The organism is Martelella sp. AMO21009, assembly GCF_053484295.1.
In genome coordinates, this window is sequence record NZ_JBAKFR010000003.1 from 212,949 (window position 1) to 238,042 (window position 25,094).

24 protein-coding genes are annotated in these 25,094 nt (G+C 63.1%); 10 read left to right on the forward strand and 14 right to left on the reverse strand.

What is annotated here, in order from left to right; all coding sequences use genetic code 11:
• Window positions 1-173 precede the first annotated feature (173 nt).
• The gene (locus V6766_RS05230) at window positions 174-1,325 is read left to right on the forward strand and encodes a CaiB/BaiF CoA transferase family protein (protein ID WP_448464293.1); all 1,152 of its coding nucleotides are present in this window, start codon (window positions 174-176) and stop codon (window positions 1,323-1,325) included.
• Window positions 1,326-1,444: 119 nt separating this feature from the next.
• On the opposite strand, the gene V6766_RS05235 is transcribed toward V6766_RS05230, so the two are convergent.
• The 7 genes from V6766_RS05235 to V6766_RS05265 form a co-directional block, all read right to left on the reverse strand.
• A complete protein-coding gene (locus V6766_RS05235) occupies window positions 1,445-2,476 on the reverse strand; it encodes an aspartate-semialdehyde dehydrogenase (protein ID WP_448464295.1) in 1,032 nt (343 codons plus the stop codon).
• Window positions 2,477-2,590: 114 nt separating this feature from the next.
• Window positions 2,591-2,713, reverse strand: coding sequence for a hypothetical protein (locus V6766_RS05240; RefSeq protein WP_292055220.1), 123 nt, complete (start codon window positions 2,711-2,713; stop codon window positions 2,591-2,593).
• Window positions 2,714-2,740: 27 nt separating this feature from the next.
• Window positions 2,741-3,571: a phosphatase PAP2 family protein gene (locus V6766_RS05245; RefSeq protein ID WP_448464297.1), complete on the reverse strand. Its 831-nt coding sequence runs from the start codon at window positions 3,569-3,571 to the stop codon at window positions 2,741-2,743.
• Between the two features lie 130 nt (window positions 3,572-3,701).
• Complete coding sequence (locus tag V6766_RS05250; protein ID WP_448464299.1) at window positions 3,702-4,451, reverse strand: phosphatase PAP2 family protein; 750 nt, start codon at window positions 4,449-4,451, stop codon at window positions 3,702-3,704.
• A 97-nt stretch (window positions 4,452-4,548) separates the two neighbouring features.
• Window positions 4,549-5,664: a 3-isopropylmalate dehydrogenase gene (gene leuB / locus V6766_RS05255; protein WP_448464301.1), complete on the reverse strand. Its 1,116-nt coding sequence runs from the start codon at window positions 5,662-5,664 to the stop codon at window positions 4,549-4,551.
• Between the two features lie 135 nt (window positions 5,665-5,799).
• Entirely contained in the window at window positions 5,800-6,774 is a 975-nt protein-coding gene (locus tag V6766_RS05260; RefSeq protein WP_448464303.1) for a polysaccharide deacetylase family protein, read from the reverse strand.
• A gap of 194 nt (window positions 6,775-6,968) precedes the next feature.
• Entirely contained in the window at window positions 6,969-8,249 is a 1,281-nt protein-coding gene (locus tag V6766_RS05265; RefSeq protein ID WP_448464305.1) for a glycerate kinase type-2 family protein, read from the reverse strand.
• 204 nt (window positions 8,250-8,453) lie between these two features.
• Here V6766_RS05265 and V6766_RS05270 point away from each other — a divergent pair, with 204 nt between their 5' ends.
• Window positions 8,454-9,791: a glycosyltransferase family 4 protein gene (locus V6766_RS05270; RefSeq protein ID WP_448464307.1), complete on the forward strand. Its 1,338-nt coding sequence runs from the start codon at window positions 8,454-8,456 to the stop codon at window positions 9,789-9,791.
• Window positions 9,792-9,795: 4 nt separating this feature from the next.
• Complete coding sequence (locus tag V6766_RS05275; protein WP_448464309.1) at window positions 9,796-10,536, forward strand: HAD-IIB family hydrolase; 741 nt, start codon at window positions 9,796-9,798, stop codon at window positions 10,534-10,536.
• A 234-nt stretch (window positions 10,537-10,770) separates the two neighbouring features.
• Here the strand turns inward: V6766_RS05275 and murI are convergent, their stop codons facing one another.
• Together murI and V6766_RS05285 are read right to left on the reverse strand one after the other, a co-directional pair.
• On the reverse strand, window positions 10,771-11,589 hold the full coding sequence (gene murI, locus V6766_RS05280) for a glutamate racemase (protein ID WP_448464311.1): 819 nt from the start codon (window positions 11,587-11,589) through the stop codon (window positions 10,771-10,773).
• Complete coding sequence (locus V6766_RS05285; protein ID WP_448464313.1) at window positions 11,570-12,367, reverse strand: RNA methyltransferase; 798 nt, start codon at window positions 12,365-12,367, stop codon at window positions 11,570-11,572. Before V6766_RS05285 ends, murI begins: the two co-directional genes overlap by 20 nt.
• Before the next feature lie 132 nt (window positions 12,368-12,499).
• On the opposite strand from V6766_RS05285, the gene recQ reads away from it, so the two are divergent.
• Window positions 12,500-14,314 (forward strand): DNA helicase RecQ, encoded by a 1,815-nt coding sequence (recQ, locus tag V6766_RS05290; RefSeq protein ID WP_448464605.1) that lies wholly within the window; start codon window positions 12,500-12,502, stop codon window positions 14,312-14,314.
• Window positions 14,315-14,320: 6 nt separating this feature from the next.
• Here the strand turns inward: recQ and V6766_RS05295 are convergent, their stop codons facing one another.
• Together V6766_RS05295 and V6766_RS05300 are read right to left on the reverse strand one after the other, a co-directional pair.
• Window positions 14,321-14,761, reverse strand: a complete 441-nt coding sequence (locus tag V6766_RS05295) for a VOC family protein (protein WP_448464315.1) — start codon at window positions 14,759-14,761, stop codon at window positions 14,321-14,323.
• Window positions 14,762-15,040: 279 nt separating this feature from the next.
• Window positions 15,041-15,322, reverse strand: coding sequence for a BolA family protein (locus V6766_RS05300; RefSeq protein ID WP_448464317.1), 282 nt, complete (start codon window positions 15,320-15,322; stop codon window positions 15,041-15,043).
• A gap of 162 nt (window positions 15,323-15,484) precedes the next feature.
• On the opposite strand from V6766_RS05300, the gene V6766_RS05305 reads away from it, so the two are divergent.
• The 4 genes from V6766_RS05305 (at window position 15,485) to V6766_RS05320 (ending at window position 20,033) form a co-directional block, all read left to right on the forward strand.
• On the forward strand, window positions 15,485-16,126 hold the full coding sequence (locus V6766_RS05305; protein WP_448464319.1) for a DnaJ domain-containing protein: 642 nt from the start codon (window positions 15,485-15,487) through the stop codon (window positions 16,124-16,126).
• Window positions 16,127-16,196: 70 nt separating this feature from the next.
• Window positions 16,197-17,189, forward strand: a complete 993-nt coding sequence (cobS, locus tag V6766_RS05310; protein ID WP_448464321.1) for a cobaltochelatase subunit CobS — start codon at window positions 16,197-16,199, stop codon at window positions 17,187-17,189.
• 10 nt (window positions 17,190-17,199) lie between these two features.
• Window positions 17,200-19,098, forward strand: a complete 1,899-nt coding sequence (gene cobT / locus V6766_RS05315) for a cobaltochelatase subunit CobT (protein WP_448464323.1) — start codon at window positions 17,200-17,202, stop codon at window positions 19,096-19,098.
• Entirely contained in the window at window positions 19,095-20,033 is a 939-nt protein-coding gene (locus tag V6766_RS05320) for an esterase-like activity of phytase family protein (RefSeq protein WP_448464325.1), read from the forward strand. The genes cobT and V6766_RS05320 overlap by 4 nt, the downstream gene beginning before the upstream one ends.
• Window positions 20,034-20,040: 7 nt before the next feature.
• On the opposite strand, the gene V6766_RS05325 is transcribed toward V6766_RS05320, so the two are convergent.
• Complete coding sequence (locus V6766_RS05325) at window positions 20,041-20,703, reverse strand: TetR/AcrR family transcriptional regulator (RefSeq protein WP_448464327.1); 663 nt, start codon at window positions 20,701-20,703, stop codon at window positions 20,041-20,043.
• A gap of 94 nt (window positions 20,704-20,797) precedes the next feature.
• On the opposite strand from V6766_RS05325, the gene V6766_RS05330 reads away from it, so the two are divergent.
• Entirely contained in the window at window positions 20,798-21,340 is a 543-nt protein-coding gene (locus tag V6766_RS05330; RefSeq protein WP_448464329.1) for a VOC family protein, read from the forward strand.
• 6 nt (window positions 21,341-21,346) lie between these two features.
• On the opposite strand, the gene amyA is transcribed toward V6766_RS05330, so the two are convergent.
• Window positions 21,347-22,834 (reverse strand): alpha-amylase, encoded by a 1,488-nt coding sequence (amyA, locus tag V6766_RS05335; RefSeq protein WP_448464331.1) that lies wholly within the window; start codon window positions 22,832-22,834, stop codon window positions 21,347-21,349.
• Window positions 22,835-23,018: 184 nt separating this feature from the next.
• On the opposite strand from amyA, the gene V6766_RS05340 reads away from it, so the two are divergent.
• Entirely contained in the window at window positions 23,019-24,452 is a 1,434-nt protein-coding gene (locus V6766_RS05340) for a mannitol dehydrogenase family protein (RefSeq protein ID WP_448464333.1), read from the forward strand.
• Here the strand turns inward: V6766_RS05340 and V6766_RS05345 are convergent.
• Window positions 24,442-25,074: a queuosine precursor transporter gene (locus tag V6766_RS05345; RefSeq protein ID WP_448464335.1), complete on the reverse strand. Its 633-nt coding sequence runs from the start codon at window positions 25,072-25,074 to the stop codon at window positions 24,442-24,444. The two genes, V6766_RS05340 and V6766_RS05345, sit on opposite strands and share 11 nt — an antisense overlap.
• Window positions 25,075-25,094: the final 20 nt, after the last annotated feature.

Here is a 25,094-nt window from a genome sequence, read left to right on the forward strand (position 1 = left end):
CCCCTGCCCGAGTGCTGACAGGTATTCGACGGTTTTTCCATTGCTACCTCCCCCTTTTTCTTGTCACAACACGTAAAGCGCGTGTTTGACAAGTCAGCCATTCGAATTTATTTCCGGCTAGACGGTAAATAAGTCAATAGCTGACGGCCAATGCGTCAATCGGAGGTCTTGAAATGCCGGCTCTACCCCTGGAAGGAATAAAGGTTGTCGATTTTTCACGGGTGCTCGCCGGCCCGTTGAGCACCCAGGTTCTCGGCGACCTCGGGGCCGATGTCATCAAGATCGAGCATCCCGAGCGCGGCGACGACACGCGCGACTGGGGGCTCCGCCTCGGCGAAACCGAGACGACCTATTACTACGCCTTCAACCGCAACAAGCGCTCCGTCGCGCTCGATCTCTCCGATCCGGACATGGTCGAGGCGGCGCGCGCGCTGGTCGCAGATGCCGATGTCGTCGTGGAAAATTTCAAGCAGGGCGGGATGGAGCGCTTTGTCCTTGGGTTCGAGGACCTGCTGAAGATCAATCCCCGGATCATCTATTGCTCGATCGCCGGCTATGACCGGTCCGGCAACGAGGCGAAGCGTTCGGGATACGACTTGGTGGTCCAGGGCGAAAGCGGCTTGATGGCGATCAATGGCGAGGCCGGGCGTCCGCCGCTGAAATTCGGCGTCGCGGTCGTCGACATGTTTACCGGCATGTATGCGGCCCAGGCGATACTCGCGGCACTGGTGCAGGTGCAACGGACGGGCCAGGGTCGCCGCATTGATCTCTCGCTTTATGATTGCGGCGTTACGCTCAGCGCCTATTACGGGCTCGATGCCCTGGTGATGAAATCCGACCCGCCGCGCTACGGCAACGCGCATCCCTCGATCGTGCCCTATGGCGTTTTCGACGCGGCCGACGGACCGCTTGTCATCGCGGTCGGCAACAACCGACAGTTCAGGTCGTTGTGCAATGATGCGCTCGGACGCGCGGATATGGCCGATGATCCACGCTATGCCACGAATATCCTGCGTTCGCAGCACCGTGATGCGCTGATCCCGGAATTGGAGCGCGAACTGCGCAAGCACAACCGCGCGGACCTGCTGAAGAACCTCTCGGCGGCCGGCATTCCATGCGGCGAGGTCCTGGGCCTTTACGAAGCCCTGACGCACCCGCGCACTGCGGCATCCGAGATGGTGGTCACGTACCGAAACCCGCAAGGAGAAGACGTCGCCTTCACCGCCCCGCCGTGGCGCATCGACGGCGAACGCTGCCCCGTACGGCCGCCGCCAACGCTCGGCCAGCATACTGCCGAGGTTCTCGCGGACCTGAAGAAAGGCTGATCGGCGGTCGAAAGGCGCGGGGCAGAGCATGCCGAAATCCGAAAGGCGCGCTGGCCGTCCCTCAAAACACAAACGGCGTCGGGGTATCCCGGCGCCGTTTGCAGTTCATCCGTGAGGCCTCACGCCATCGCGCGCGGCTTGACCAGATTGCGCTCCACCAGCAGCTCCGCGATCTGGATCGCGTTCAGCGCCGCGCCCTTGCGCAGGTTGTCGGAAACAACCCACATGGCCAGCCCGTTCTCCACCGTCGCGTCCTCGCGGATGCGCGAGATGAAGGTGGAATCCTCGCCGGCGCATTCGACCGGGGTGATATAGCCGCCGTCCTCATGCTTGTCGATCACCTGGCAGCCCGGCGCCTCGCGCAGGATGTCGCGGGCCTCCTCGGCGGTGATTTCCTTTTCGAACTCGATATTGACCGATTCCGAATGGCCGATGAACACCGGCACGCGCACGGCGGTGCAGGTGACCTTGATCTTCGGGTCGAGCATCTTCTTGGTCTCGGCCAGCACCTTCCATTCTTCCTTGGTGTAGCCGTCTTCCATGAAGCTGTCGATGTGCGGGATCACGTTGAAGGCGATGCGCTTGGTGAACTTCTTGCTCTCGATCGGATCGGCGACGAAGACGGCGCGGGTCTGGTTGAAGAGCTCGTCCATGCCCTCCTTGCCGGCGCCCGAAACGGACTGATAGGTCGAGACCACCAGCCGCTTGATCGTCGCGCGGTCGTGCAGCGGCTTCAGCGCGACGACGAGCTGGGCGGTCGAGCAGTTCGGATTGGCGATGATGTTGCGCTTGCGGAAGCCCTCGATCGCATCCGGGTTGACCTCCGGCACGATCAGCGGCACGTCGGCGTCGTAGCGCCAGGCCGACGAATTGTCGATGACGACGCAGCCGGCCGCGCCGATCTTCGGCGACCACTTCTGCGAGATCGTGCCGCCGGCCGACATCAGGCAGATATCGGTGTCGGAGAAGTCATGGTTTTCGAGGTTCTTCACCTTCAGCGTCTTGTCGCCGTAGGAAACCTCCGTGCCGACGGAACGGCTGGAGGCGAGCGCCACCACCTCATCGGCGGGAAAGCCGCGTTCTTCGAGGATGGACAGCATTTCGCGCCCGACATTGCCGGTGGCGCCCACGACTGCAATCTTGAAACCCATGATGATAAGCTCTCTTTCGTTTCTCTCCTCGAAAATCGCGGGAGTGGAAGAGCGGCCGAAACGGCATCTTCCCGTCCCCGGCGTCACCGGGGAGAGAGCGGTAGGCCAGGAACGTCAGACGGTTTTCGTCGTCGTTTTCTTGGCTGTTTTCATGAAACTGCGGGAAGGCGATATCCGGCCGCCGGCGCGGGGCGCCAGGGTGATATCAGCAGCAATGTGACGCGCGAAGAGCGGCATATTCGGCTTTTCCTTCTACCGCGAAGGCTAATGACCCTTTTGCGTGGTCAAGTCAAGGTCTGTTTGGGGCACGGCATGGTGCGGGTGCTTGCGCATAAATTCCGGCTTCAGAGCGGAAAAGCCGTTGCGCGGCACTGGCCAGCCCTGCGGATCGATGCTGAACACCATGCGATAGCGCGAAAAGATGATCGCGGTCAGATATGTAAACCAGCTTCCGAAGGCAAGCCCGGCGATGACATCGCTCGGATAATGCGCGCCGACGATGATGCGGCTCATCGCTATGCAGACCGCAAGGCTGAAGAACAGGATGCGGTGGCGCGGCAGGAAAAACGCCGCCGCCGTGAAGATCGCGGCAACCGTGGTGGCGTGTCCGGACGGGAAACTCGAATACTGCCCGGCAAAGCTCATGGGGTCGAAGGCGAACGGGCTCAGGTCGTAATAGACCAGCATGTTCGGCCGTGGCCTGCCGATAATGCCCTTCAGGAGATTGACGGCCAGGCCGGAAAGCGCGACCGCGGCGAACACGAAACTTGCCGCCTGCGCCAGGAAAACGCCCTTGGCGCGGGTGCGCCGGTCCGCATCATCCGCCGCGCCGGCCGCCGTCATGCCGAGCGCGAAGACGAGCGCGCTGGTGATCAATATCCACTCCGACTGGCCGAAATGGGTGACGAACTCGCCATATTCCCTGATCGGACCGGAGAGATCGCGGGCCATCAGCCCGACGGGATAATCGAGGATCGCGAAGGCGACGAACAGAAGACCCGCCACGCCCACCATGAAACCGCGCCAATGCGTGCACGGCCACTTCTGGTCCTTGAGTTTTCTGCGCTGGCTGAACCAGCGGTAGCGCACGGTCATCGCCCCTCCGAATATTCGAACCGGCATCCCAACCGGCCAGGCGGATGTTAGACGAGCTGGACAGCGGCATCAACGCCCGCAGCCGACCCGGCTTCGCAAAAGCAACTAACTTTTCCACATAACAGGAAGATTACGACCGCAATCGGTCGCGCAGGCGCGGACGCGGCCGACGCACCGGCAGGCCCCTCTCCGGCACCGCAAACAGCAGCCGGTAGCGGGCGAAGACGCAAGCCACGAGCACCGAAATCCAGGCGCCGTAGAACAGCCCCGCCGAGACATCGCTCGGATAATGCGCGCCGACGGCGATGCGGGCGAAGCCGAAGAAGATGGCGAAGGCGGCGAAGAACGGCCCGAGCCTTGGATAGAGCAGCGCCAGCCCGGCGAAGATCGCGCCCGACGTCGTAGAGTGGCCGGAGGGGAAGCTTGCGTAATCATAGGCCCAGACGCCGACATTGAAATGCAGGTCGCCGACGGTATCGAACAGCGTCGGCCGCGCCCGGCCGATCAGGCGCTTGACGACATTGACGGTGGAACTTGCGAGCGCGACGGAACAGAACAGATAAAAACCCTGATGCACCACCAGCGCCGCGCGGAATTTTGCCCGCGGACTGGCAAGAAGCGCCGCCGCCGCAAGGGCAAGAAGCGTCACGGTCGCGCATGCTCCGAGGATCCACGGCGCGGTGGTGACATCGGTCAGCCGCGCGGCAAAATCCTGAAACCGCGATGACATGGCGTCGCGCGCCGAGGCCACAGGGCCGTCAAGCGTCGCCATGGATAGCAGCGCCAGTGTCGCTGCAGGCAGCAGGAACCACGGCCAGCAGGTCGCGGAAAGGCGGAAGGTCTCGTGCGCAACGCGCCGCTTCCAGAAAAGCGGCGGCATGCGGATACCGGATTGTGGGAGGAATCGTCGGGTCTCGTTCATCCCGACAAGATAGCGCGGCGGCGGCGGTTATAAACCCCGCCGCCGGCCTTGATCTTCAAACGCCGAGCTTGGCGGCGAAGGCGGCGACCACGGCGTCGCCCATTTCGCTGGTGCCGACCTTGCGGCAGCCGGGCGCCATGATGTCGCCGGTGCGCAGCCCGTCGTCGAGCACCTTGGCGATCGCGGCGTCAAGCGCTTCCGCCTCTTCGATCATGTTGAACGAATAGCGCAGGCACATGGCGAACGAGGCGAGCATGGCGAGCGGATTGGCGACGCCCTGTCCGGCGATATCGGGCGCGGAGCCATGAACAGGCTCATACATCGCCTTGCGCTTGCCGGTGACGGCATCTTCCGCGCCGAGCGAGGCGGAGGGCAGCATGCCAAGCGAGCCGGTCAGCATCGCGGCCACATCCGAGAGCATGTCGCCGAACAAGTTGTCGGTGACGATCACGTCAAACTGCTTCGGCGCGCGCACGAGCTGCATGCCGCCGGCATCGGCGAGCATGTGCGTCAGTTCGACGTCGGGGAACTTCTCCTTGTGAACGCGCGTCACGACCTGGTTCCAGAACAGGCCGGACTTCATCACATTGCGCTTTTCCATCGAGCAGACGCGATTGTCGCGGGTGCGCGCCAGCTCAAAAGCGACGGCGGCGATGCGCTCGATCTCGTAGGTGTCATAGACCTGGGTATCGATCGCGCGCTGCTGGCCATTGCCGAGGTCGATGATTTCCTTCGGTTCGCCGAAATAGACGCCGCCGGTGAGCTCGCGCACGATCAGGATATCGAGGCCTTCCACCAGTTCTGGCTTCAGCGAGGACGAGGCGGCAAGGGCCGCATAGCAGATCGCCGGGCGCAGATTGGCGAACAGTTCCAGATCCTTGCGCAGGCGCAGCAGGCCTGCTTCCGGGCGCACGTCATAGGCGACATTGTCCCATTTCGGACCGCCGACGGCGGCGAACATCACCGCATCAGCCGCCATCGCCCGCGCCATGTCGTCGTCCGAGATCGCCTTGCCATGGGCATCATAGGCCGCGCCGCCGACAAGCCCGCGCTCGATTTCAAAACCCGCGCTGGCCTTGTCGTTCAAAAGGCTGATGACCTTGACGAATTCCTCGGTGATTTCCGGGCCGATGCCGTCGCCGGGCAGAAGAAAGAGTTTACGATGGCTCATGATGCCTCCCTCGGAGCTTGCTGGCCGCGCGCCATCCGGAATGTCGGCGCCTCTGGCGGGCCGAGGCGGTTCTAGACCGCGCAAACATGCATTTCAAGGCGGTTGAGCGCCGTTGCGGTACTCGTTCGAGGGAAACTATCGCCGGGGATTTGTCTCAAGCCGCGCCATCAGCGTGTCGTCCTTTAGCGGCGGCGCGCCGTATTTGAGCTGCACCACCTTGTAGCCGCCCTCTTCCAGCCGCGCGAGCAGCGGGCCGATGGCGCGCGCCGTGCGACCCTGCAGATCATGCATCAGCACGATGCCGCCGCCGCGGGCCTCGAGCCCGTGCATCACCCGCTCCACAAGTTGCTCAGTGGTCGCCTCGCGGTAGTCGAGGGAATCGACATCGGCGCCGATCGGGATCAGGCCGCGGCTTGCAAGCGCACGGTCAAGCCATTCGTTTTCGGCAAGATAGGGAAAGCGGAAGAAGCGCGGCGTCATCCCGGTCGTCTCTTCCACGACAGCCCTGCCCTTGTCGATATTGGCGATGGCCGCGTCATGGCCAAGCGCGGGCAGATAGGGGTGCGAATATGTGTGGGTGGCGATCGTGTGACCGGCTGCGGAGACCATCGCCGCCGTCTCGGGATAATAATGCGCCATCTGGCCGACCATGAAGAACAGACCCTTGACGCCGTAAGCATCAAGCGCGTCCAGCACCACATTGGTGCGGCCGGGCACCGGGCCGTCGTCGAAAGTCAGCACCACTTCGAGCGGCGCCAGCGTGATATCGCGGGTCTCGTCCAGATAGATCGTGCGGCCCGCCAGCGGATGGCGTTCCGGGCGGCCGTCCTCGCCGAGGCTGATGGTCATGACCTGCGCGCCGCGATCGGCCCCGTCAACAATGCGCGAATGAATGGAACCAAGCTGCAGCGGCGCTTCCTCTATCGGCATGATCTCCCCGATCGAACCCGTGGTGATGACCTCAATGGCGTTTGGCGCCTCGGAAAGAACGCGGGCAGGTGCCGGCAGCAGCGCGGTCTTGAGGATCGTGGTATCGCGCTCCCCGTTGGAGGCGCAGGAGGCGAGCGCGAGAACGCAGAGGCCTGCAAGACCGGTTACAAAACGACGCATTGGTAATCCACTTCAACCAACCAGATGCCGGACGCGCATCGCGGGATTCGCCGCGCGGGCTCTCGCAAAAAATGTGCGAATATGGTTACCAAAGCGTAAAATGGAGCGAACATTCAGCCGGCCGCGCCGCGATTTCGCGCGCACGCGCCGCCGGCGCTTGGAAAGCGCGCCGGTTCCGCAATGCGGGTTGCAATTCAGAGGATCAGAATTGCCCGGAAATCGTTGACATTGGTCAGCGTCGGGCCGGTGATGACCTGATCGCCGAGCGCCTCGAAAAAGCCGTGGCCGTCATTGTCGGCGAGCGCCGCGCGGGCATCGAGCCCAAGCGATCGCGCGCGTTCGAGCGTGTCCGGTCCGATCACGGCGCCGGCCACCTCTTCGCGGCCATCGACGCCATCGGTATCGCCGGCAAGGGCGTGGACGCCATCAAGCCCGTTGAGTTCGATTGCAAGCGAGAGCAGGAATTCGACATTGCGGCCGCCCCTTCCCTCTCCCTTCACGGTCACGCTGGTTTCGCCCCCGGAGAGGATGATCGCGGGTCGTTTGGCCGGCACACCGTGATGGACGACGGAGCCCGCGATCCCGGCATGGACGATGCCGACATCCTTGGCCTCCCCCTCGATCGTGTCGCCAAGCACCAGCACGTCGAGCCCGGCTTCACGGGCTGTGTCGGCGGCCGCCTCCAGCGACATGAACGGCGTCGCGATAATGTGGTTCTCCGCCCGTGCCAGTCGCGGATCGTCGGGCGCCACGCAGCGCGCCGCCTCGGTGTCGAGGTGGCGGGCGACATGGTCGGGCAGATCGATGGCGTAGCGCTTCAGGATCGCCTTTGCATCCTCGACCGAAGTGGTCTCGCCGACCGTCGGGCCCGAGGCGATGATCGCCGGATCGTCGCCCGGCACGTCGGAAATCAGCAGCGTATGGCATCGCGCCGGGTGGATCGCGGCGGCCAGCCTGCCGCCCTTGATCGCCGAAAGATGCTTGCGCACGCAATTGACCTCATCGATCGCCGCCCCGCAGCGCAACAGCGCCTTGTTGACGGCGATCTTGTCCGCGAGCGTCACGCCTTCCGGCGGCAGCGACAGCAGCGCCGAACCGCCCCCGGAGATCAGTACGATCACCAGATCGTCCTCCGTCAGGTCCGAAACGGTTTCCAGGATGCGTTTCGCCGCCTTCTCGCCGGCTTCGTCCGGCACCGGATGGGATGCCGAGAGAATTTCGATATGCTTGCAGGGCGCTTCATGGCCGTAGCGGGTAACAACGACGCCTTCGAGCGGCCCTTCCCAGCAGGCCTCCAGCGCCTCCGCCATGCGCGCCGATCCCTTGCCGGCCCCGACCACGACCGTGCGGCCCTTCGGCGGCTCCGGCAGATATCGCGCAAGCTGTTTCATCGGATCAGCGGCGGCCACGGCGACATCGAAAAGCCTGCGCAAAAACACGTCGGGGTTGTCTTGGAAACCGGCGGGGGAATTCATGGGGGTTTTCCTTATGCGTCTGTTCCCCTATGTTCCACATAACCTTGGATCGCTCAAGTTTGCCTGGAACATTTGCGCTGCTTGTGCGTTCGGAGAAAGGCGGGTCGTGCGCCCGTTCGTTTCTTTTCGCCTCCCTCCCGGCACCATGACAGAACCGAATCCGCGCCGCCATGCCAAGCTTTATTATGCAAGGAAGGATTGACGATGGCAGATAAAAACGGGTCCGGTAAATATCCAAATATCGCGCTTGTTTCCACCCATGGATATGTTGCCGCCGATCCGCCGCTTGGCGCCGCCGATACCGGTGGACAGGTCGTCTACATTCTGGAACTTTCGAAAAAACTCGCCCAGCTCGGCTTTTCCGTCGACATCTATACGCGCCGGTTCGAAGACCAGCCGGAAATCGACGAGGTCGACGAGCGCGTCCGGGTCGTGCGGATTCCCTGCGGCGGCAAGGAATTTATTCCCAAGGAATATCTCTACAAGCACCTTCTGGAGTGGAGCGAGAACGCGCTACGCTACATGCGCGAGCACGATCTCAACTACACCTTCATCAATTCCCATTACTGGGACGCCGGCTATGCCGGCCTCAGGCTCGCCGAAGCGCTCCACATCCCGCATCTCCACACGCCGCACTCGATCGGGTTGTGGAAGAAGCGGACGATGGAGACCGATTATCCTGACAAGAAGGAACAGTTCGAAAAGGACTTCAACTTCACCGAGCGGATTAAGCACGAAAACAAGATCTACCGCGCCTGCGACAGCGTGATCGCCACGACGCCGCTTCAGGTCGACATGCTGGTGGAGGATTACGGCATCCGCGAGGACCGGGTCTACATGATCCCGCCCGGCTATGACGACAACCGCTTCTATCCGGTTTCCGGCGCCACCCGCGACATGCTGCGCGAACAGTTCGGCTTCAAGGGCAAGACCGTGCTGGCGCTCGGCAGGCTCGCCACCAACAAGGGTTATGATCTTCTGATCCAGGCCTTCTCGGTAATGGCCGAGCGGGTGCCGGACGCCGAACTACAGCTTGCCGTCGGCGGCACGGACATGGACGAGCTCGAAACCAGAATCCTCAACGAACTCAAGGACCTTGTGAAGGAGCTCGGGCTTGAGGACAAGGTCCACTTCTCCGGCTATGTCTCCGACGAAGACCTGCCCGACATTTATCGCGCGGCCGACATGTTCGTGCTTTCAAGCCGCTACGAACCCTTCGGCATGACCGCGATCGAGGCGATGGCGTCGGGAACGCCGACGGTGGTGACCACCAATGGCGGGCTCTACCGCGCGATCAGCTTCGGGCGTCACGCGCTGTTTGCCGACACGTTCGACAAATACGATCTCGGCATCATGATGATGAAGCCGTTCAAGCATCAGCGGCTCTATAATCGCCTGGCTCGCATGGGCGCGCACAAGGCCCGCAGCCTGTTCACCTGGACCGGTATCGCCCAGCAGCTGATCTCGCTGGTCGAGGGCCGGCCGATGCGGCAATCGCTGCAGGACAGCGACTGGGCCGAACCCTGGAATGACGGCGACTGAGGCGATGGCGATCAGACTTTTCTCCTCCGATCTCGACGGCACGCTTGTCGGCGACAACGGCTCGACGGAACGCTTCCGCCGGGCCTTCGACGCCGTGCCCGAAGCCGAGCGCCCGCTCTTGGTCTATAACAGCGGGCGGCTTGTCGACGATATCCGAGACCTGATCGGCATGGTAGGCCTGCCCGAGCCCGATTTCCTGATCGGCGGCGTCGGCACCATGGCCCATGACCACCGCAATGGCCTGCCCATCGGCGGTTTCGACGATTTCATCGGCAACGCCTTCGATGTCGAGAAGGTCGAGCGGATCATGTCCAATATTCCCGACGTGACCCGCCAGCCTGAGCGCTATCAGCACGGCTACAAATCGAGCTGGTATCTGCAAAACGCCAGGAAGGGCCGGTTGCAGGCCATCGAGGAAGCGCTGACGTCGAAGGGGCTCGAGGTCAAGCTGATCTATTCATCGAAGCGCGATCTCGACATCCTGCCGAAGAATGCCGACAAGGGCGCCTGCCTTTCATGGCTGTGCCAGAAACTCGACATCGCCCATGACGACGTCGTGGTGGCCGGCGACACCGGCAATGACAGCGCGATGTTCACCGTGCCCGATGTGCGCGGCATCATCCCGGCCAACGGCCATGACGACCTGCGGAACCTGGTCAAGGGCAATGACCGCATCTATCAGGCCCGCGGCGAAGTCGCCGACGGCGTGATCGAGGGTTTGAGGCATTTCGGCGTCGCAATTTAGGCTGCTTTTCGCTGGGCGGAAAAAGGCCGAGGACAGGATTGACGAAAAATCTACCCCTACCACGGGCATCACCCTTGTCTGTTGACGTCTTGTCTGTTGACGACTGCCGTGAAAGCGACAGTCTGATTGGCGGACGCGTTTCGTGTCATCCTTGGTCGTTATGCGACCGTGCCCGAGCTGGAAACGCCGCCCGCCTTTCGTCAACCACCCCGAACAGTTGCCGGGGCCAGCCTGTCACCCCTTCCGGCGCGCGGCGATCTTGAGGCCGAAGCCCTGCATCAGCCGCACGGTTTCCGGACGCAGGTTTTCGCCGGTGAAGACAACGAAGTCATGGTTGGGGCCGCCATCGGCGGCGGCTGACGACGGCCCCAGCACGCGCTTTGCCTGGATGGCGATCGCCTCGGCCGGGTTCAGCCAGTCCACCGGCCAGGGGGCGAGCTTGCGGAAACGGTTGGCGAGGAAGGGATAGTGCGTGCAGGCCAGCACCACGATATCGGTGCGCCTGCCCTCCTCCTCCACGAAACAGGGCGCGATCTCAGCCCAGAGCGCCGAATCGGCAACGGCAATGCCACAGATATAGTCTTCCGCGAGCGCCGCCAGATAGCGCGAGCCGACGAGGCGGGCATGGCAATGGCTGGCGAAACTTTCTACCAGCCCCTTGGTGTAGTCGCGCTTCACCGTCACCGGCGTTGCCAGCACGGAGATCAGGCCGGTGGCGGTGCGTTCTGCGGCCGGCTTGATGGCGGGCACAGTGCCCACGAAATCAGTTTCCGGAAAGCGCTCGCGCAACGCCGCGCCGGCAAGCGTGAAGGCCGTGTTGCAGGCGATGATCACGCAGGCCGGGCGGATTTCCTCCAGCAACTGCCCGAAGAGCCTGAGCAGATGCCCGAGCAGCGCGCCCTCCTCCCAGTCGCCATAGGGAAAGGCGGCGTTATCGGCGATATAGACGAAGCGGCGCTCCGGCATCAGCATGCGGGCCTCGCGCAGCACGGTCAGCCCGCCAATGCCGGAATCGAAAATCAGAACCGGGCCGTCATCGCTCATCGCCGCCATCCTGGCCGCGCGGGTTCTTGCGGGTATAGCGATCGAGCGCGGAAATCACCCCGCGCACCACATGAATTTCCTGCGCGCTCATCGCCCTTCGGGTAAAGACTGCGCGCAGATTGTCGATCATTTTGGGCTTTTTGTCGGCGGGGCGGAAATATCCGCGCGCATCGAGCGCCTCTTCGAGATGGGCGAACAGGCCGAACAGATTTTCCTTGGTGGCCGGCGTCTGCTCGACGGCCTGAAACGGCGTCGCGCTTTCATCTTCCATGCCGGATTTCATCCACTCATAGGACATCAGCAGCACGGCCTGGGCGATGTTGAGCGAGGCGAAGGCGGGGTTGACCGGGAAGGTCACGATCTCGTCGGCGAGCGCCACCTCCTCGTTCTTCAGCCCCCAGCGCTCACGCCCGAAAAGGATACCTGAACGCTCCCCTGCCCTGTGGCGGGCGCGCAGCGTATCGGCGGCAACCGTCGGCCCGCGCACCGGCTTGAAGCCGTCGCGGCTGCGGGCGGTGGTGGCATAGACGAAATTGAGGTCGGCGATCGCGTCCTCCAGCCGGTCAAACACCTCTACGCCATCGATCACATGATCGGCCTTGGAGGCGGCGGAGCGCGCGCTGTCGCTCGGCCAGCCGTCGCGGGGCTCGACGAGGCGCAGTTCGGCAAGGCCGAAATTCGCCATGGCGCGCGCCACCATGCCGATATTCTCGCCGAGTTGCGGATTGACCAGAATGATCACGGGACCTTCCGCCAGAAGCGGACGCTCGCTGTTCGTGCCTGCCATATGCTATCTGCCTTCATCTATCGTTCGGCTTATCGCTCCCGCCGCCGCCGAATGCAAGAAAAACGCGGCAAACACAGAAGCCTGTCCCGCCCCGGCCTTGGCGCGCGCCGTTCGCCGCGCTATGGCTCCAACATGTCAAATGTCGCCGATCCGCTCTCCATCCTCAAATCCGTCTATGGCTATGCCGCCTTTCGCGGCAAACAACAGGCCGTTGTCGAACAGGTCCTCGCCGGCGGCGATGCCGTGGTGCTGTTTCCGACAGGCGCCGGCAAGTCGCTCTGCTATCAGGTGCCGGCGCTCTGCCGCCCGGGCGTGGCGCTGGTGGTCTCGCCGCTGATCGCGCTGATGCGCGACCAGGTGGAGGCGTTGAAACAGCTCGGCGTCAGAGCCGCGGCACTGAATTCGACGCTTTCGCGCGAGGAATATGGCGCGATCCGCCGCGGACTCGATAATGAAGACCTCGACCTTCTTTACGTGACGCCGGAGCGGATGGCGACCGCCGGTTTCCGCGAGATGATGGCGCATGTGAAGATCGCGCTGATCGCCATCGACGAAGCGCACTGCGTCTCACAATGGGGCCATGATTTCCGCCCGGAATATCGCGCGCTCGATGCGCTGAAAGAGGTCTTTCCCGGCGTGCCGCGCATGGCGCTGACGGCGACCGCCGATCCGCATACCCGCGACGATATCATCGAGCGGCTGGCGCTTCAGGACGCGGCGGTTTTCACCACCTCCTTCGACCGGCCCAACATCACCTACGAGATCATCGAGCGCGACCAGCCGCGCCGGCAATTGCTGGATTTTCTCACCCGCCACAAGGGCGATAGCGGCATCGTCTACTGCCTGTCGCGCGCCAAGGTGGAGGAAACCGCCGAATGGCTGAACGGCCAGGGCATCCGAGCGCTCCCCTATCACGCCGGCATGGACCGCGCGCTACGCGACGCCAATCAGGATGCGTTCCTGAAGGAAGAGGAGCTTTGCCTCGTCGCCACCGTCGCCTTCGGCATGGGCATCGACAAGCCGAATGTGCGTTATGTCGCCCATCTCGACCTGCCGGGTTCGGTCGAGGCCTATTACCAGGAGACCGGCCGCGCGGGCCGCGACGGCCTGCCGTCGGAGGCCTGGATGGTCTACGGCATGGCTGATGTGGTGCAGCGCGGACGGATGATCGACAACGGCAACGCGGTCGAGGAGATCAAGCGCGTCGAACGCGCCAAGCTCAATGCGCTGCTCGGCATCTGCGAAACCTCAGGCTGCCGCAGGCAGGCGATTCTCGCCCATTTCGGCGAGGCCCATCCCGGCGGCTGCGGCAATTGCGACACCTGCCTGAAGCCGGTCGAGACCTGGGACGGCACGGAGGCTGCGATCAAGGCGATGGCGGCAATCTATCGCACCGGCGAACGCTTCGGCGCCGGCCACCTGATTGACGTGCTGACCGGCAAGGAGACCGAGCGGACCGAGCGCTTCGGACACACGCAGATGCCGGTCTTCGGCGCGGGCAGCGACCTGCCGGTCAAGACCTGGCAATCTGTCTACCGCCAGCTTCTGGCCGCAGGCCTGATCACGGTCGACCACGAGGCCTATGGCGCGCTGAAGCTGATGCCGGAGGCGCGCGCGGTTTTCCGCAAGGAAAGGACCGTGCGTTTTCGCAAGGACCGCCCCACGCGCGGCGGCTCCTCCGGCTCGGCCAGACGCAGTGCCGACAAACGCGCCGCCGTGCCCGAGCAGGATAGCGCCTTGTTCGAGGCCCTGCGCGCAACCCGCACGGCGCTTGCCAAGGAAGGCGGCGTGCCGCCCTATGTCATCTTCCCCGACACCACGCTGATTGCGCTCGCCGCCGAACGGCCGGACTCGCCGGAGGCCATGCTTTCGGTTTCGGGCGTCGGCCAGACCAAGCTGCAGCGTTACGGCGAGGACTTTTTAGCGGTCATCCGCGCGCATGGCTGAAGCGGGCTAAAGCGGCAGCGTCATGTGTCCGTTTTCGTCGAGCGGCGAGAACGGATTGAAGGCGACCTCCCACAAATGGCCGTCCGGATCGGCAAAATAGCCGCTATAGCCGCCCCAGAACACCTTTTCCGCCGGTTTCACGATCCGCGCGCCGCAGCTTTCGGCAAAGGCCAGCGCCTCGTCCACTTCGCTTTCGGAGCCGACATTATAGGCAAGCGTCACACCCGAAAATGCCGGTCTGTCGTCCGCTACGCCCGCCAGGCCGGCATCCTCGGCCAGCGCCTTTCGCCCGAAAAGGCCAAGCGCGATGCCGTTGAGCCCGAAAAAGCTGACGCTTTCCTGCGAGGCGGATGATTTCTTCCAGCCCAGACGCTCGTAGAACGCCGTCGCCTCCGCAATATCCTCGACGCCCAATGTGATCAGGCTGATCCTGCGTTCGAATGCCATAGGGTTTACCTCCGACTTTGTTCCTTATATGTTCTTATGTTCATCATCAGATGTAAAGGGCTTAATCGCGCGCTGAGGTAAGGCAAGGAAGCGCCTGACACGCTTTACCCAGGCCCCCTATCGCGCAAAATTCTGTCCTCGGCACTCCCCCTCACCCGCCGCGCGTCACCCTGGTCTGTTGACGACTGCCGTGAAAGCGGCAGTCTGATTGGCGGACGGCGGAGAATGGGTAGGCGTTGTCAATAGAACGGAGAGCTCCACTGCATTCGAACCTCCCCATTACCACCGCGTCGGCTCGTCGGGTGCTGCGGCTTCGATCGCCAAAGCATGAAGGCCATCAGCGAATTCCGGGCCCAATGCCTCATTGACGGCACGATGTCGTGCGATGCGGCTCATCCCTTTGAACTTGTCGGATACGATCCTGATCCTTAAATGGGTAATCTCGGGAGCGTCCGGATCATTGTAGTGGCCGGCATGTTGCGCGCTCTCGTCTTTCAAAATCAGCCGTTCGGGATTGAACAGGGTATTCAGCCGGTCTTCGATTGCTGCGGCCATTGCCATCGTTTCACTCCTTGTCGCGCGTGGCGCGTCTAACGGAAAGGTTAAAAACCGGCTTTCGCGAACCCCGCGCCGTGGTCAACGCGTTAACAGGGCAGAAAGCCAGTAAGAAATCCCGTTGTCAATTCTTGTTGTGGCGGGCTTGGAAGGTCATAATCACGCGCCATGAATCTAGATTCCAAATATTTCGACCGCCTCCGCACCAAGCGCAAGGGCCCCGCCGCGGCAAAACCCGCCGATGCGGAGACCGCTGTGCCCGAGTGCCAGTGGGACGGCTGCCACAAGCCCGGAAAGCACAAGGCGCCCGTCGGCCGCAATGCCGAGGGACAGTTTTTCCTGTTCTGCTTCGAGCATGTGAAGGCCTACAATAAGGGCTATAATTATTTCGAGGGCCTGTCGGACAGCGAGATCGCACGCTATCAGAAGGAAGCGCTCACCGGCCATCGCCCGACCTGGACCGTCGGCGTCAACGGCGATACCCGCAAGACGCCGCTCAACGGCTCCAGGAAGGCCGGCAATGCCGCCTCGGGCGCACGCATGCGCGATCCGTTCGGCTTCGTTCATGACGGCAGGGATGGCCGGCCGCAGCGTCCGAAGCGCGAGCGCAAGCTGAAGACGCTGGAAGCCAAGGCCTTCGACACGCTCGGCTTGAGCGCCTCGGCGACCTCCGACGACATCAAGAAGCAGTACAAGCTGCTGGTCAAGAAACACCACCCCGACGCCAATGGCGGCGATCGCGGCTCGGAAGAAACTTTTCGCGCCGTGGTGCAGGCATACCAATTGTTAAAGCAGTCCGGCTTCTGCTAGGACGCTATTATCAAAAGCAGATAAAAGACCGTTGAGCGGCCTTTTCCCAGGAGGCCGTGCTGGAGAAATGATGAGCAAGATCGATCTGGACTATTCGAACCTCCCCGACACCACCGTCTCGGTTCGTGAAACCTTCGGCCTCGATGTCGACCTGAAAGTCCCGGCCTATTCGACCGACGACCCCTATGTGCCCGACCTCGATCCCGACTACCTGTTCGATCGCGACACCACGCTCGCCATTCTCGCCGGCTTTGCCCATAACCGCCGCGTCATGGTTTCCGGCTATCACGGCACCGGTAAATCGACCCATATCGAGCAGGTTGCGGCGCGACTGAAATGGCCGTGCGTGCGCGTTAACCTCGACAGCCATGTCAGCCGTATCGACCTTGTCGGCAAGGACGCGATCGTGGTCAAGGACGGCCTGCAGGTCACCGAGTTCAAGGACGGCATCCTGCCCTGGGCCTATCAGCACAATGTCGCGCTGGTGTTTGACGAATACGACGCCGGCCGACCGGACGTGATGTTCGTGATCCAGCGCGTTCTGGAAAGTTCCGGCCGGCTGACGCTCCTCGACCAGAGCCGCGTGATCAGCCCCCACCCGGCCTTCCGCCTGTTTGCGACCGCCAACACGGTTGGCCTCGGCGACACGACCGGGCTTTACCACGGCACCCAGCAGATCAACCAGGCCCAGATGGACCGTTGGTCGCTGGTGACCACGCTCAACTACCTGCCGCACGAGCAGGAGGTGAACATCATTCTCGCCAAGGTGAAGAGCTTTGCCGCCACGGCCGAGGGCCGCGAAACCGTCTCCAATATGGTGCGCGTCGCCGACCTCACCCGTTCGGCCTTCGTCAATGGCGATCTTTCGACGGTGATGAGCCCGCGCACGGTGATCAACTGGGCCGAGAACACCGAGATCTTCGGCGATGTCGGTTTTGCCTTCCGCGTCACCTTCCTCAACAAGTGCGACGAGCTGGAACGCACACTGGTGGCCGAACAATATCAGCGCGCCTTCGGCGAGGAGTTGAAGGAAAGCGCCGCCAACGTCGTGATCAGCGCCTGAGGAAATTTCCATGGCCGGTCCCGGCGACAATCGAAAATCCAATCCCTATGCGCCCGTAGACCTGGAGCCGCTGCACCGGGCCGTTTCCGGCTGCGTGCGCGCGATCTCCGGCGAACGGGAGGCGGAGGTCGTGTTTTCGCGCGACCGGCCGGGCATGAGCGGCCACCAGATCCGGCTTCCGGAATTCTCCAAGCGCCCGACGCCGGAGGAACTGGCCGTGGTGCGCGGGCTTGGCGATTCCATGGCGCTGCGCATGGCCTGCCACAATCCCGTGACCCACGCCCACATGTCGCCCGGCGGCACCGAGGCGCAGTCGATTTTCGACGCGGTTGAGCAGGCCCGGATCGATTCGATCGGGGCGAAGCGCATGCCGGGCATGGCGAAGAACCTTGCCGCCATGCATGCGGAAAAATACGAAAAGGCCAATTTCGCCGCCATCGATCGCAAGGAAGACGCGCCGGTTTCCGAAGCCGTCGCCATGCTGGTACGCGAAAAGCTGACCGGCGAAAAACCGCCGGAATCAGCCGGAAAGGTGCTCGATTACTGGCGCGATTTCATCGAGGACAAGGCCGCCGTCGACCTCGACCGGCTGGCGGGCTCGATCGACGATCAGGACGCCTTCGCCCGCGTTGTCCGCTCGATGCTGTCATCGATGGAAATGGCCGACGACTATGCCGGCGACGACCTCGAAAACGACGACGAAGAGGAAAACCTCTCCGACGAGGAGCAGCCGCGCTCCGAACGCGAGAACGACGAACAGGTCGAGGAGCAGGCCGGCGAGGATTCGGCCTCCGCCGATGACAGCGACAGCGCCGACGAGGAAATGGACCAGGGCGAACTCGACGGCGCGGAAGTGGCCGATACCGATCTCGACGACGAGGCCGATCCCGATTCGGAAGTCGCCGGCGAGACCAAGCGCCCAAACACCGCCTTCGACGATTTCAACGAAAAGGTCGATTACCGCGTGTTCTCGACCGAGTTCGATGAGGAAATCACCGCCGAGGAACTGTGCGACCAGGAAGAGCTTCAGCGCCTGCGCGCCCATCTCGACAAGCAGCTCGCCCACCTTCAGGGCGCGGTCGGCCGGCTTGCCAATCGCATGCAGCGCCGGCTGATGGCCAAGCAGAACCGGTCCTGGGATTTCGATCTCGAGGAAGGCTATCTCGATACCGCGCGGCTGGTGCGCATGGTCATCGATCCGATGCAGCCGCTCTCTTTCAAGATGGAGCGCGACACCCAGTTCCGCGACACCGTGGTGTCGCTCCTGATCGACAATTCCGGCTCGATGCGCGGCCGCCCGATCACGGTTGCCGCCACCTGCGGCGACATTCTGGCGCGCACGCTGGAGCGCTGCGGCGTCAAGGTCGAAATCCTGGGCTTCACCACCAAGGCGTGGAAGGGCGGCCAGTCGCGCGAGAAGTGGCTGGAGGCCGGCAAGCCCGCGGCCCCCGGCCGGCTCAACGATCTGCGCCATATCATCTACAAATCCGCAGACCAGCCCTGGCGGCGCTCGCGCGCCAATCTCGGGCTGATGATGCGCGAGGGGCTGCTGAAGGAGAACATCGACGGCGAGGCGCTGATCTGGGCCCATGACCGGCTGATGGGCCGGCCCGAGCAGCGCCGCATCCTGATGATGATTTCCGATGGCGCGCCGGTCGATGATTCGACGCTCTCGGTCAACCCCGGCAATTTCCTCGAAAAGCATCTGCGCGCGGTGATCGAGCATATCGAGACGCGCTCACCGGTGGAGCTGCTGGCGATCGGCATCGGCCATGATGTCACCCGCTACTACCGCCGCGCCGTCACCATCGTCGATGCCGACGAACTGGCCGGCGCGATGACCGACCAGCTTGCCGCGCTGTTCGAGGAACAGGGCGCCGAGGCGCCGAGGCGTCGACGCGCTCGATGATACGCGCCCTTCTTCTTGCGCTGGCGCTCGTCAGCGCGCAGGCTTCGGCTGCGGATGTCTCTTCCACGCGGATCGATAGTTTCGCCAATGACCCGGCCGTGACCCGCTTCGGCGCGCTGCAATTCGTCGGCGGGCTCAAGCTTTCCGGCCTGCATTCGCTTTCCTCGATCCGTTTCCTGCCTGGCGGCAAACGCTTCATCGCGGTCGCCGATGACGGCCAATGGATCGATGGCGAGATTACCCGCGATGGCAGGGGACGACTTTCCGGCGTCGCCGACGTGACGGTCACGCCGATGAAGAACGTCAGTGGCGTGCACGCCAAAAAGGTCGCCATGGATGCCGAGAGCATGACGATCAAGGACGGACGGATCCTCGTCGGCTTCGAGAACATGCACCGGATCGACCAGTACCCTCTGAAGGGCCATGACAACGCGACGGCAACGCGCGGCCCCGGTTTCCTGATTCCCCGCAACGAATTGCGCGCCAATGGCGGCCTCGAGGCGATGGCGACCAATGCTGATGGCCGGACCGTGGTGGTTGCGGAAAAGAGCATCGACAGCGACGGAAACCTGTTCGCGGCCATCATTTCCGGTTCCGGAAAGGGCATTTTCAAGGTCGTCAAGAATCAGGAATTCGACGTCACCGACGCTGCCTTCCTGCCGGATGGCGATCTGCTGCTCCTGGAACGTCGGTTTTCGCTTCTGGGCGGCATCGGCATGCGCATCCGCCGCATACCCGCCGATACGATCCGCGCCGGCGCGGTGGTCGACGGTCCGGTGATCATGCAGGCAAGCGGCTTGAACCGGATCGACAATATGGAAGGGCTCGACGTTATTGCGATGCCCGACGGTAGCCTGCATCTGATCATCATCTCGGACGACAATGATTCGGTGCTGCAGCAGACGCTGATGCTGGAGTTCAGGCTGGCCGGCTGACGCTGGATCAACCGGCGGACGCGGCCATCGCCCGGATCATCTTCAGCCCCTCGAGATTGAGGCGCGCCGCCTCTTCCGGCGACAAAGCCTCCCAGTTTTCCGCAAACCAGCGGTCAAGCGCGCGGGCGGCGGAAAGCACCATGTCGACGATCAGCGCGCGCGGCATGTCGGAGCGGACGGCGCCCAGTCCCTGCCCCTTTTCCACGAGCAGCTCCAGAGCGCGCCTGATCCGCGCAAGCGGCGCTTCAAGCGCCTTTTCCGTCTGCGGGCCCTCATACATCGTCCGGCCAAGCGCCGCCATGACGGGATCGGCGACAAGAGCCCCGCTGAGGCGCTCGAACGCCGCGTAAATGCCATCCCAGAAGAGATCGATCGTTTCGGCCTGGAGCGGCGCGGAAAAATCCATCCGGTTGACCAGTTCGCCGAGCGCGCGTTCGATCACGGCGGAATAGAGGTCGCACTTGTCGTGCACATAGTAATAGGCCTGCCCCTTGCTCATGGCGGCCGCGGCCAGGATGGCGTTCATCGAAGCGCCGGCGAAGCCCGCCTCCGCGAATGCCGCCTCGGCCGCGTCCAGCAGGCACGCGCGGCGCTCCGGCGCCAGCGCTTTTAGCCTTGCAAGCGCCGTGTCGCCCTCCGCCATCGGCTTTCTCTTGTCTTCCGCAGCCATCAATCCGCTTTCATTGACATTTTAGACCAGTGGTCTAACGTATTGCACGAAATGACGGCGAGGTCCAATTCCGCCGCAAAACAGGAGATGCACAATGCGCTGGCGCGGTGTCAATCATGTTGAATTCTCGGTCATCGACTACGAGAACTCGGTGGCGTTCTACGACCGGATGTTCGGCTGGCTGGGATACAAGAGTTTCTGGACCATGGATATCGGCTACCACTCGACCTATTACATGGCGCGCTTTCCCTTTCCCCACAGCTATATCGGCATCCAGCCGGCCAAGACCGGCGGCAAGCTCGATCACGCGGCGCGCGCCACCGGCATTCATCACATCGCGCTGTGGGCGAAGAACCGGAAGGAGGTCGATCGCTTCCATAGCGATTTCCTCGTTCCTAACGACGTTCCCGTGACGGAGACCCCGGCGGAATATCCGGTCTATGCGCCCGGCTATTACGGCGTGTTTTTCGACGATCCCATCAACGGCATCCACTGGGAACTGGCGCATATCCCGAAAATCGCCTCGCCCATGGCCTACCGGCGTTCGGCTGCGGCGTGGAAACAGGCGGAAGCCGAGCATCCCGAATGGCAGGGCTCGCCCGCGAAGAAGGCCTTCCGCACGCTGCCGCGCGGATAGCGATCTTCAGAGCGCATCCTCGCGCACCCAGACGCTGACGCTGCCGCCATTGACCGGGAAATCGGCATTGCCCTGCTCATCCGCCGTTACCGTATCCTCACGATGGCCGAGAAAATCGCGGAAGCTTGCCCCGGCATGCCCCTCGCCGAGTTCGACATGCTTGCCGGTCTCCTCGCCATTGGTAAGCACCGTGACCGAGCCCGGCGCCTCATCGGTTCCATGGCGCACGATCGCAAGGCAATTCGGGTCATCGAACATGTCGGTCTGGCCGCCATTGGCGAATCGCTTACGGGCGGAAATCAGCGCCGGCAGGCATTCGACCTTCGGCATCACGATGTCGTACTCTTCGCCATCGCTGCCCTTGTCGCGATAGTCCGCGCCGTAGAGATCGGCGTAGAAGACGCTCGGCACGCCCTGCTCGCGCATCAGGATCAGCGCATAGGCAAGCGGCTTGAACCACGGTTCAACGGCGGCCTCGAGCGATTGCAGCGGCTGGGTATCGTGGTTTTCCACCAGCGTGACGGCATGCTCCGGCTGCGCCGAAAGCAGCGATCCGTCGAAAATGGTGCGCATGTCGAAATCGCCGCCGCCCTTCGCGGCATCGTGGAAGCTATGATGCAGGCCGACATCGAACAGCAGGAGCTGACGGTCGACAAGTTCCAGATAGTTCTCCAGCGCGCCGATATCGGGATGCCAGTATTCGGCGACCACGAACAGGTCTTCCTTCACGGTTCCGCGCATATGACCGATCCAGTCGCGGAAGAACCATGCGGGGATGTGCTTGGCGGCATCGAGCCGGAAGCCGGCGACCGGCACCTGCTCGGAAAACCAGCGGCCCCAGTATTTCAGTTCCTCATAGACAGCGCGGTTACGGAATTCGACATCGGAGCCGATCAGGTAGTCGTAATTGCCAAGCTCCTCGTCCACCTCGTCGTTCCACTCGCCCTCGCCATATTCGTTGACGAGGCGGAAGACGCCGGTGTCGGTCGGGTCCTCGATATAGTCGACGCCGGTAAAGCACTTCTGGGTCCAGACAAATTCGGAATGTTGGCCCTGCCGACCCGGAAAGGTGAAGCGGGTATAGGCGTGGGTATCGAAGGCCTCGTCCTCGATCTCGGTGCGGTCGTCCGGATTGGCGCGGCGTACCTTGACCGCCTCGCGCTCGTCGCCGCCCATCTTGTGGTTGAACACGACATCGTGGATCGCCCCGATCCCGTGTTCCGCGAGCGCTCCGCAGGCCGCTTCCAGCGCGCCGCGATCGCCGTATTTTGTGGGGACAGAGCCCTTCTGGTCGAACTCGCCGAGATCGAACAGGTCATAGGTGTCATAGCCCACCGAATAGCCGCCGGCGGCACCCTTGTAGGCCGGCGGAAGCCAGACGTCGGTCACGCCGATCTCCGCAAGGTCAGCGGCCTTTTCCGCGACCTCGCCCCAGAGCCTGCCGCCGTCTGGATAATACCAATGGAAAAACTGAAGAAGAACGCGTCCGGCCACATTGCCCTCGCTGGATTGGGATGGATAGCGCTCAGAAACGGTTCGCGCCGGGTAAAGTTCCACCCTTTGAGCGAGGCCGCATTCTGGCGCTGCGACCGTTGACATGCAAACTTTGCTTGACCGCAGCCGCCGCCCGCCGCGATAAGGTGCCTGCGATCCCGTCAGGCACTTACGAGGAGTTCCGATGCCAGAAACCGTCATCCGCGCCAAATTCGATCCGGCCTCGCTCCGCCCGCGCATCCTTCATATCGGCTTCGGCGCCTTCGCCCGCGCCCATCTGATGGTCTATCTGCAGGAGGGCCTGAACGCCGCTGGCGGCGACTGGGGCGTGGTGGCCTGCCGGCTGAACTCCGGCGCGGAAGAGCTTTCCGCGCTCGATGATGCGGGACGTCGGTATCTGGTGGCCGAGGTCGACGGCGACGGCGTGACCGCGCGCGAGATCGCCGTGGTCGTCGGCACCCGCCATCCGGGCCGCGACGGCATCGATTCGCTGCTCGACCTGATCGCCTCCGAGCCGCTCTCCGTCATCAGCCTGACGATCACGGAAAAGGGCTATTGCTGCCGCAACGGTCAGCTCGATCTCGACCATAAGGGCATCCGCGCCGACCTGGAAAACCCTGAAAACCCCAAAACCGCGATCGGCGTCATCGTCGCAGGCCTTGCGCGCCGCCGCGCGGCCGGGCTTTCCGGCCTCACCGTGCTTTCCTGCGACAACCAGCCCGACAATGGCAGGCTGGTGCGCGCCGCTGTCCTCGCCTTCGCCCATCAGCGCGACGGCAGGCTGGCCGACTGGATCGACGCCCATGTCACCTTCCCCGGCACCATGGTGGACCGCGTCGTGCCGGCGCTCGACGATGAAGGGCGCGCGCTGCTGAAGGACATCAATGGCGGCGCGGCCGACGACAACGGCATCGTCTGCGAGCCGTTCCGCCAGTGGGTGATCGAGGACGATTTCGCCGCCGGTCGCCCGCCCTATGCCGAAGGCGGGGCGATGCTGACCGACGACGTGCGCCCGTTCGAGATGATGAAGCTCAGAATGCTGAACGGCGCGCATACGTTTCTGGCGATGCTCGGCAGCCTGTCAGGAATCGAAACGGTCGACGCCTGCATGGCCGATCCGGTGTTCCGCAAGGCCGCCCGCAGCCTGATGCTCGACGAACAGCGCCCGACGCTGCCCGCGATCGAGGGCGTCGATATCGAGGCCTATGCCGATGATCTGATCGCCCGATTCGCCAACCCGAAGCTGAAACACCGCACCGGCCAGATTGCCTGGGATACCAGCCAGAAACTGCCGCAGCGCCTGCTTCATTCGGTCGAGGAGAATATCGAGGCCGGCAGACCCTGGCCGCTTCAGGCGCTCGCCCTGGCCGGCTGGATGCGATTCGTGAAGCTTGCGACCGAGAGCGGCGGCACGCTGACCGATCCGCTTTCCGAGAAGTTGCTGGCTGTCGCGCGGGACCGCGACGGCGCGGCGCTGGTCGATGGTCTGATCGCCATCGACACGATCTTCGACGCCGATCTGGCGACGCATCCCGCCTTCCGCGCCGCGATCCTCAAGGCCTATGAAAGCATTGTCGAAAACGGCCCTCGCGAGGCGGTCGTCGCCGCTATGCGTTGACGCTGCGCATCGGTCTGAGCCAGGAAATCAGCGCCGCATAGGGCAGAAGCATAATCAGGCTGAAGGCGAGCTTGACTGAAAGATCGCCGAGCGCCCAGGAGACCCAGCGCGGCACTTCGAGCGCGAACACGCCGAAGAGCGGGGCCATGCCGAGCGCGAACTCATCATTTGGGCCGAAGAAGGCGAAGATGGCGGCGAAGCTGATCGAGAAGAACAGCACCGTGTCGAGCACGGAGCCGAACAGCGAGCCCGCCAGCGGCGCCTTCCACCATGTCTGCCGGCGCAGCCTGTTGAAGACCGAGATATCGAGAAGCTGGCCGACCAGAAAGGCCGTACCCGAGGCGATCGCGATACGCGGCACCGAGGCGTAGAAGGAAAAGGCAACGCCGACGACGAAACCGGCGATCACCACCTTGCGCGCGGCCGAGGGGCCGAACTGGCGATTCGTCAGGTCGTTGACCAGAAAGGCGAGCGGATAGGTGAACGCGCCCCAGGTCAGAAGATCGGCGAGCGAGATGCCATACAGCGTTCCGGAAACCGGATACTGGACGAGGATGTTGGAAAGAAGCACGACGCCTGCCATCAGCAGGCTGTAGATAACAACGGACTGCGTCTGTCGCATTTTTTTATCCTGGGTGATGC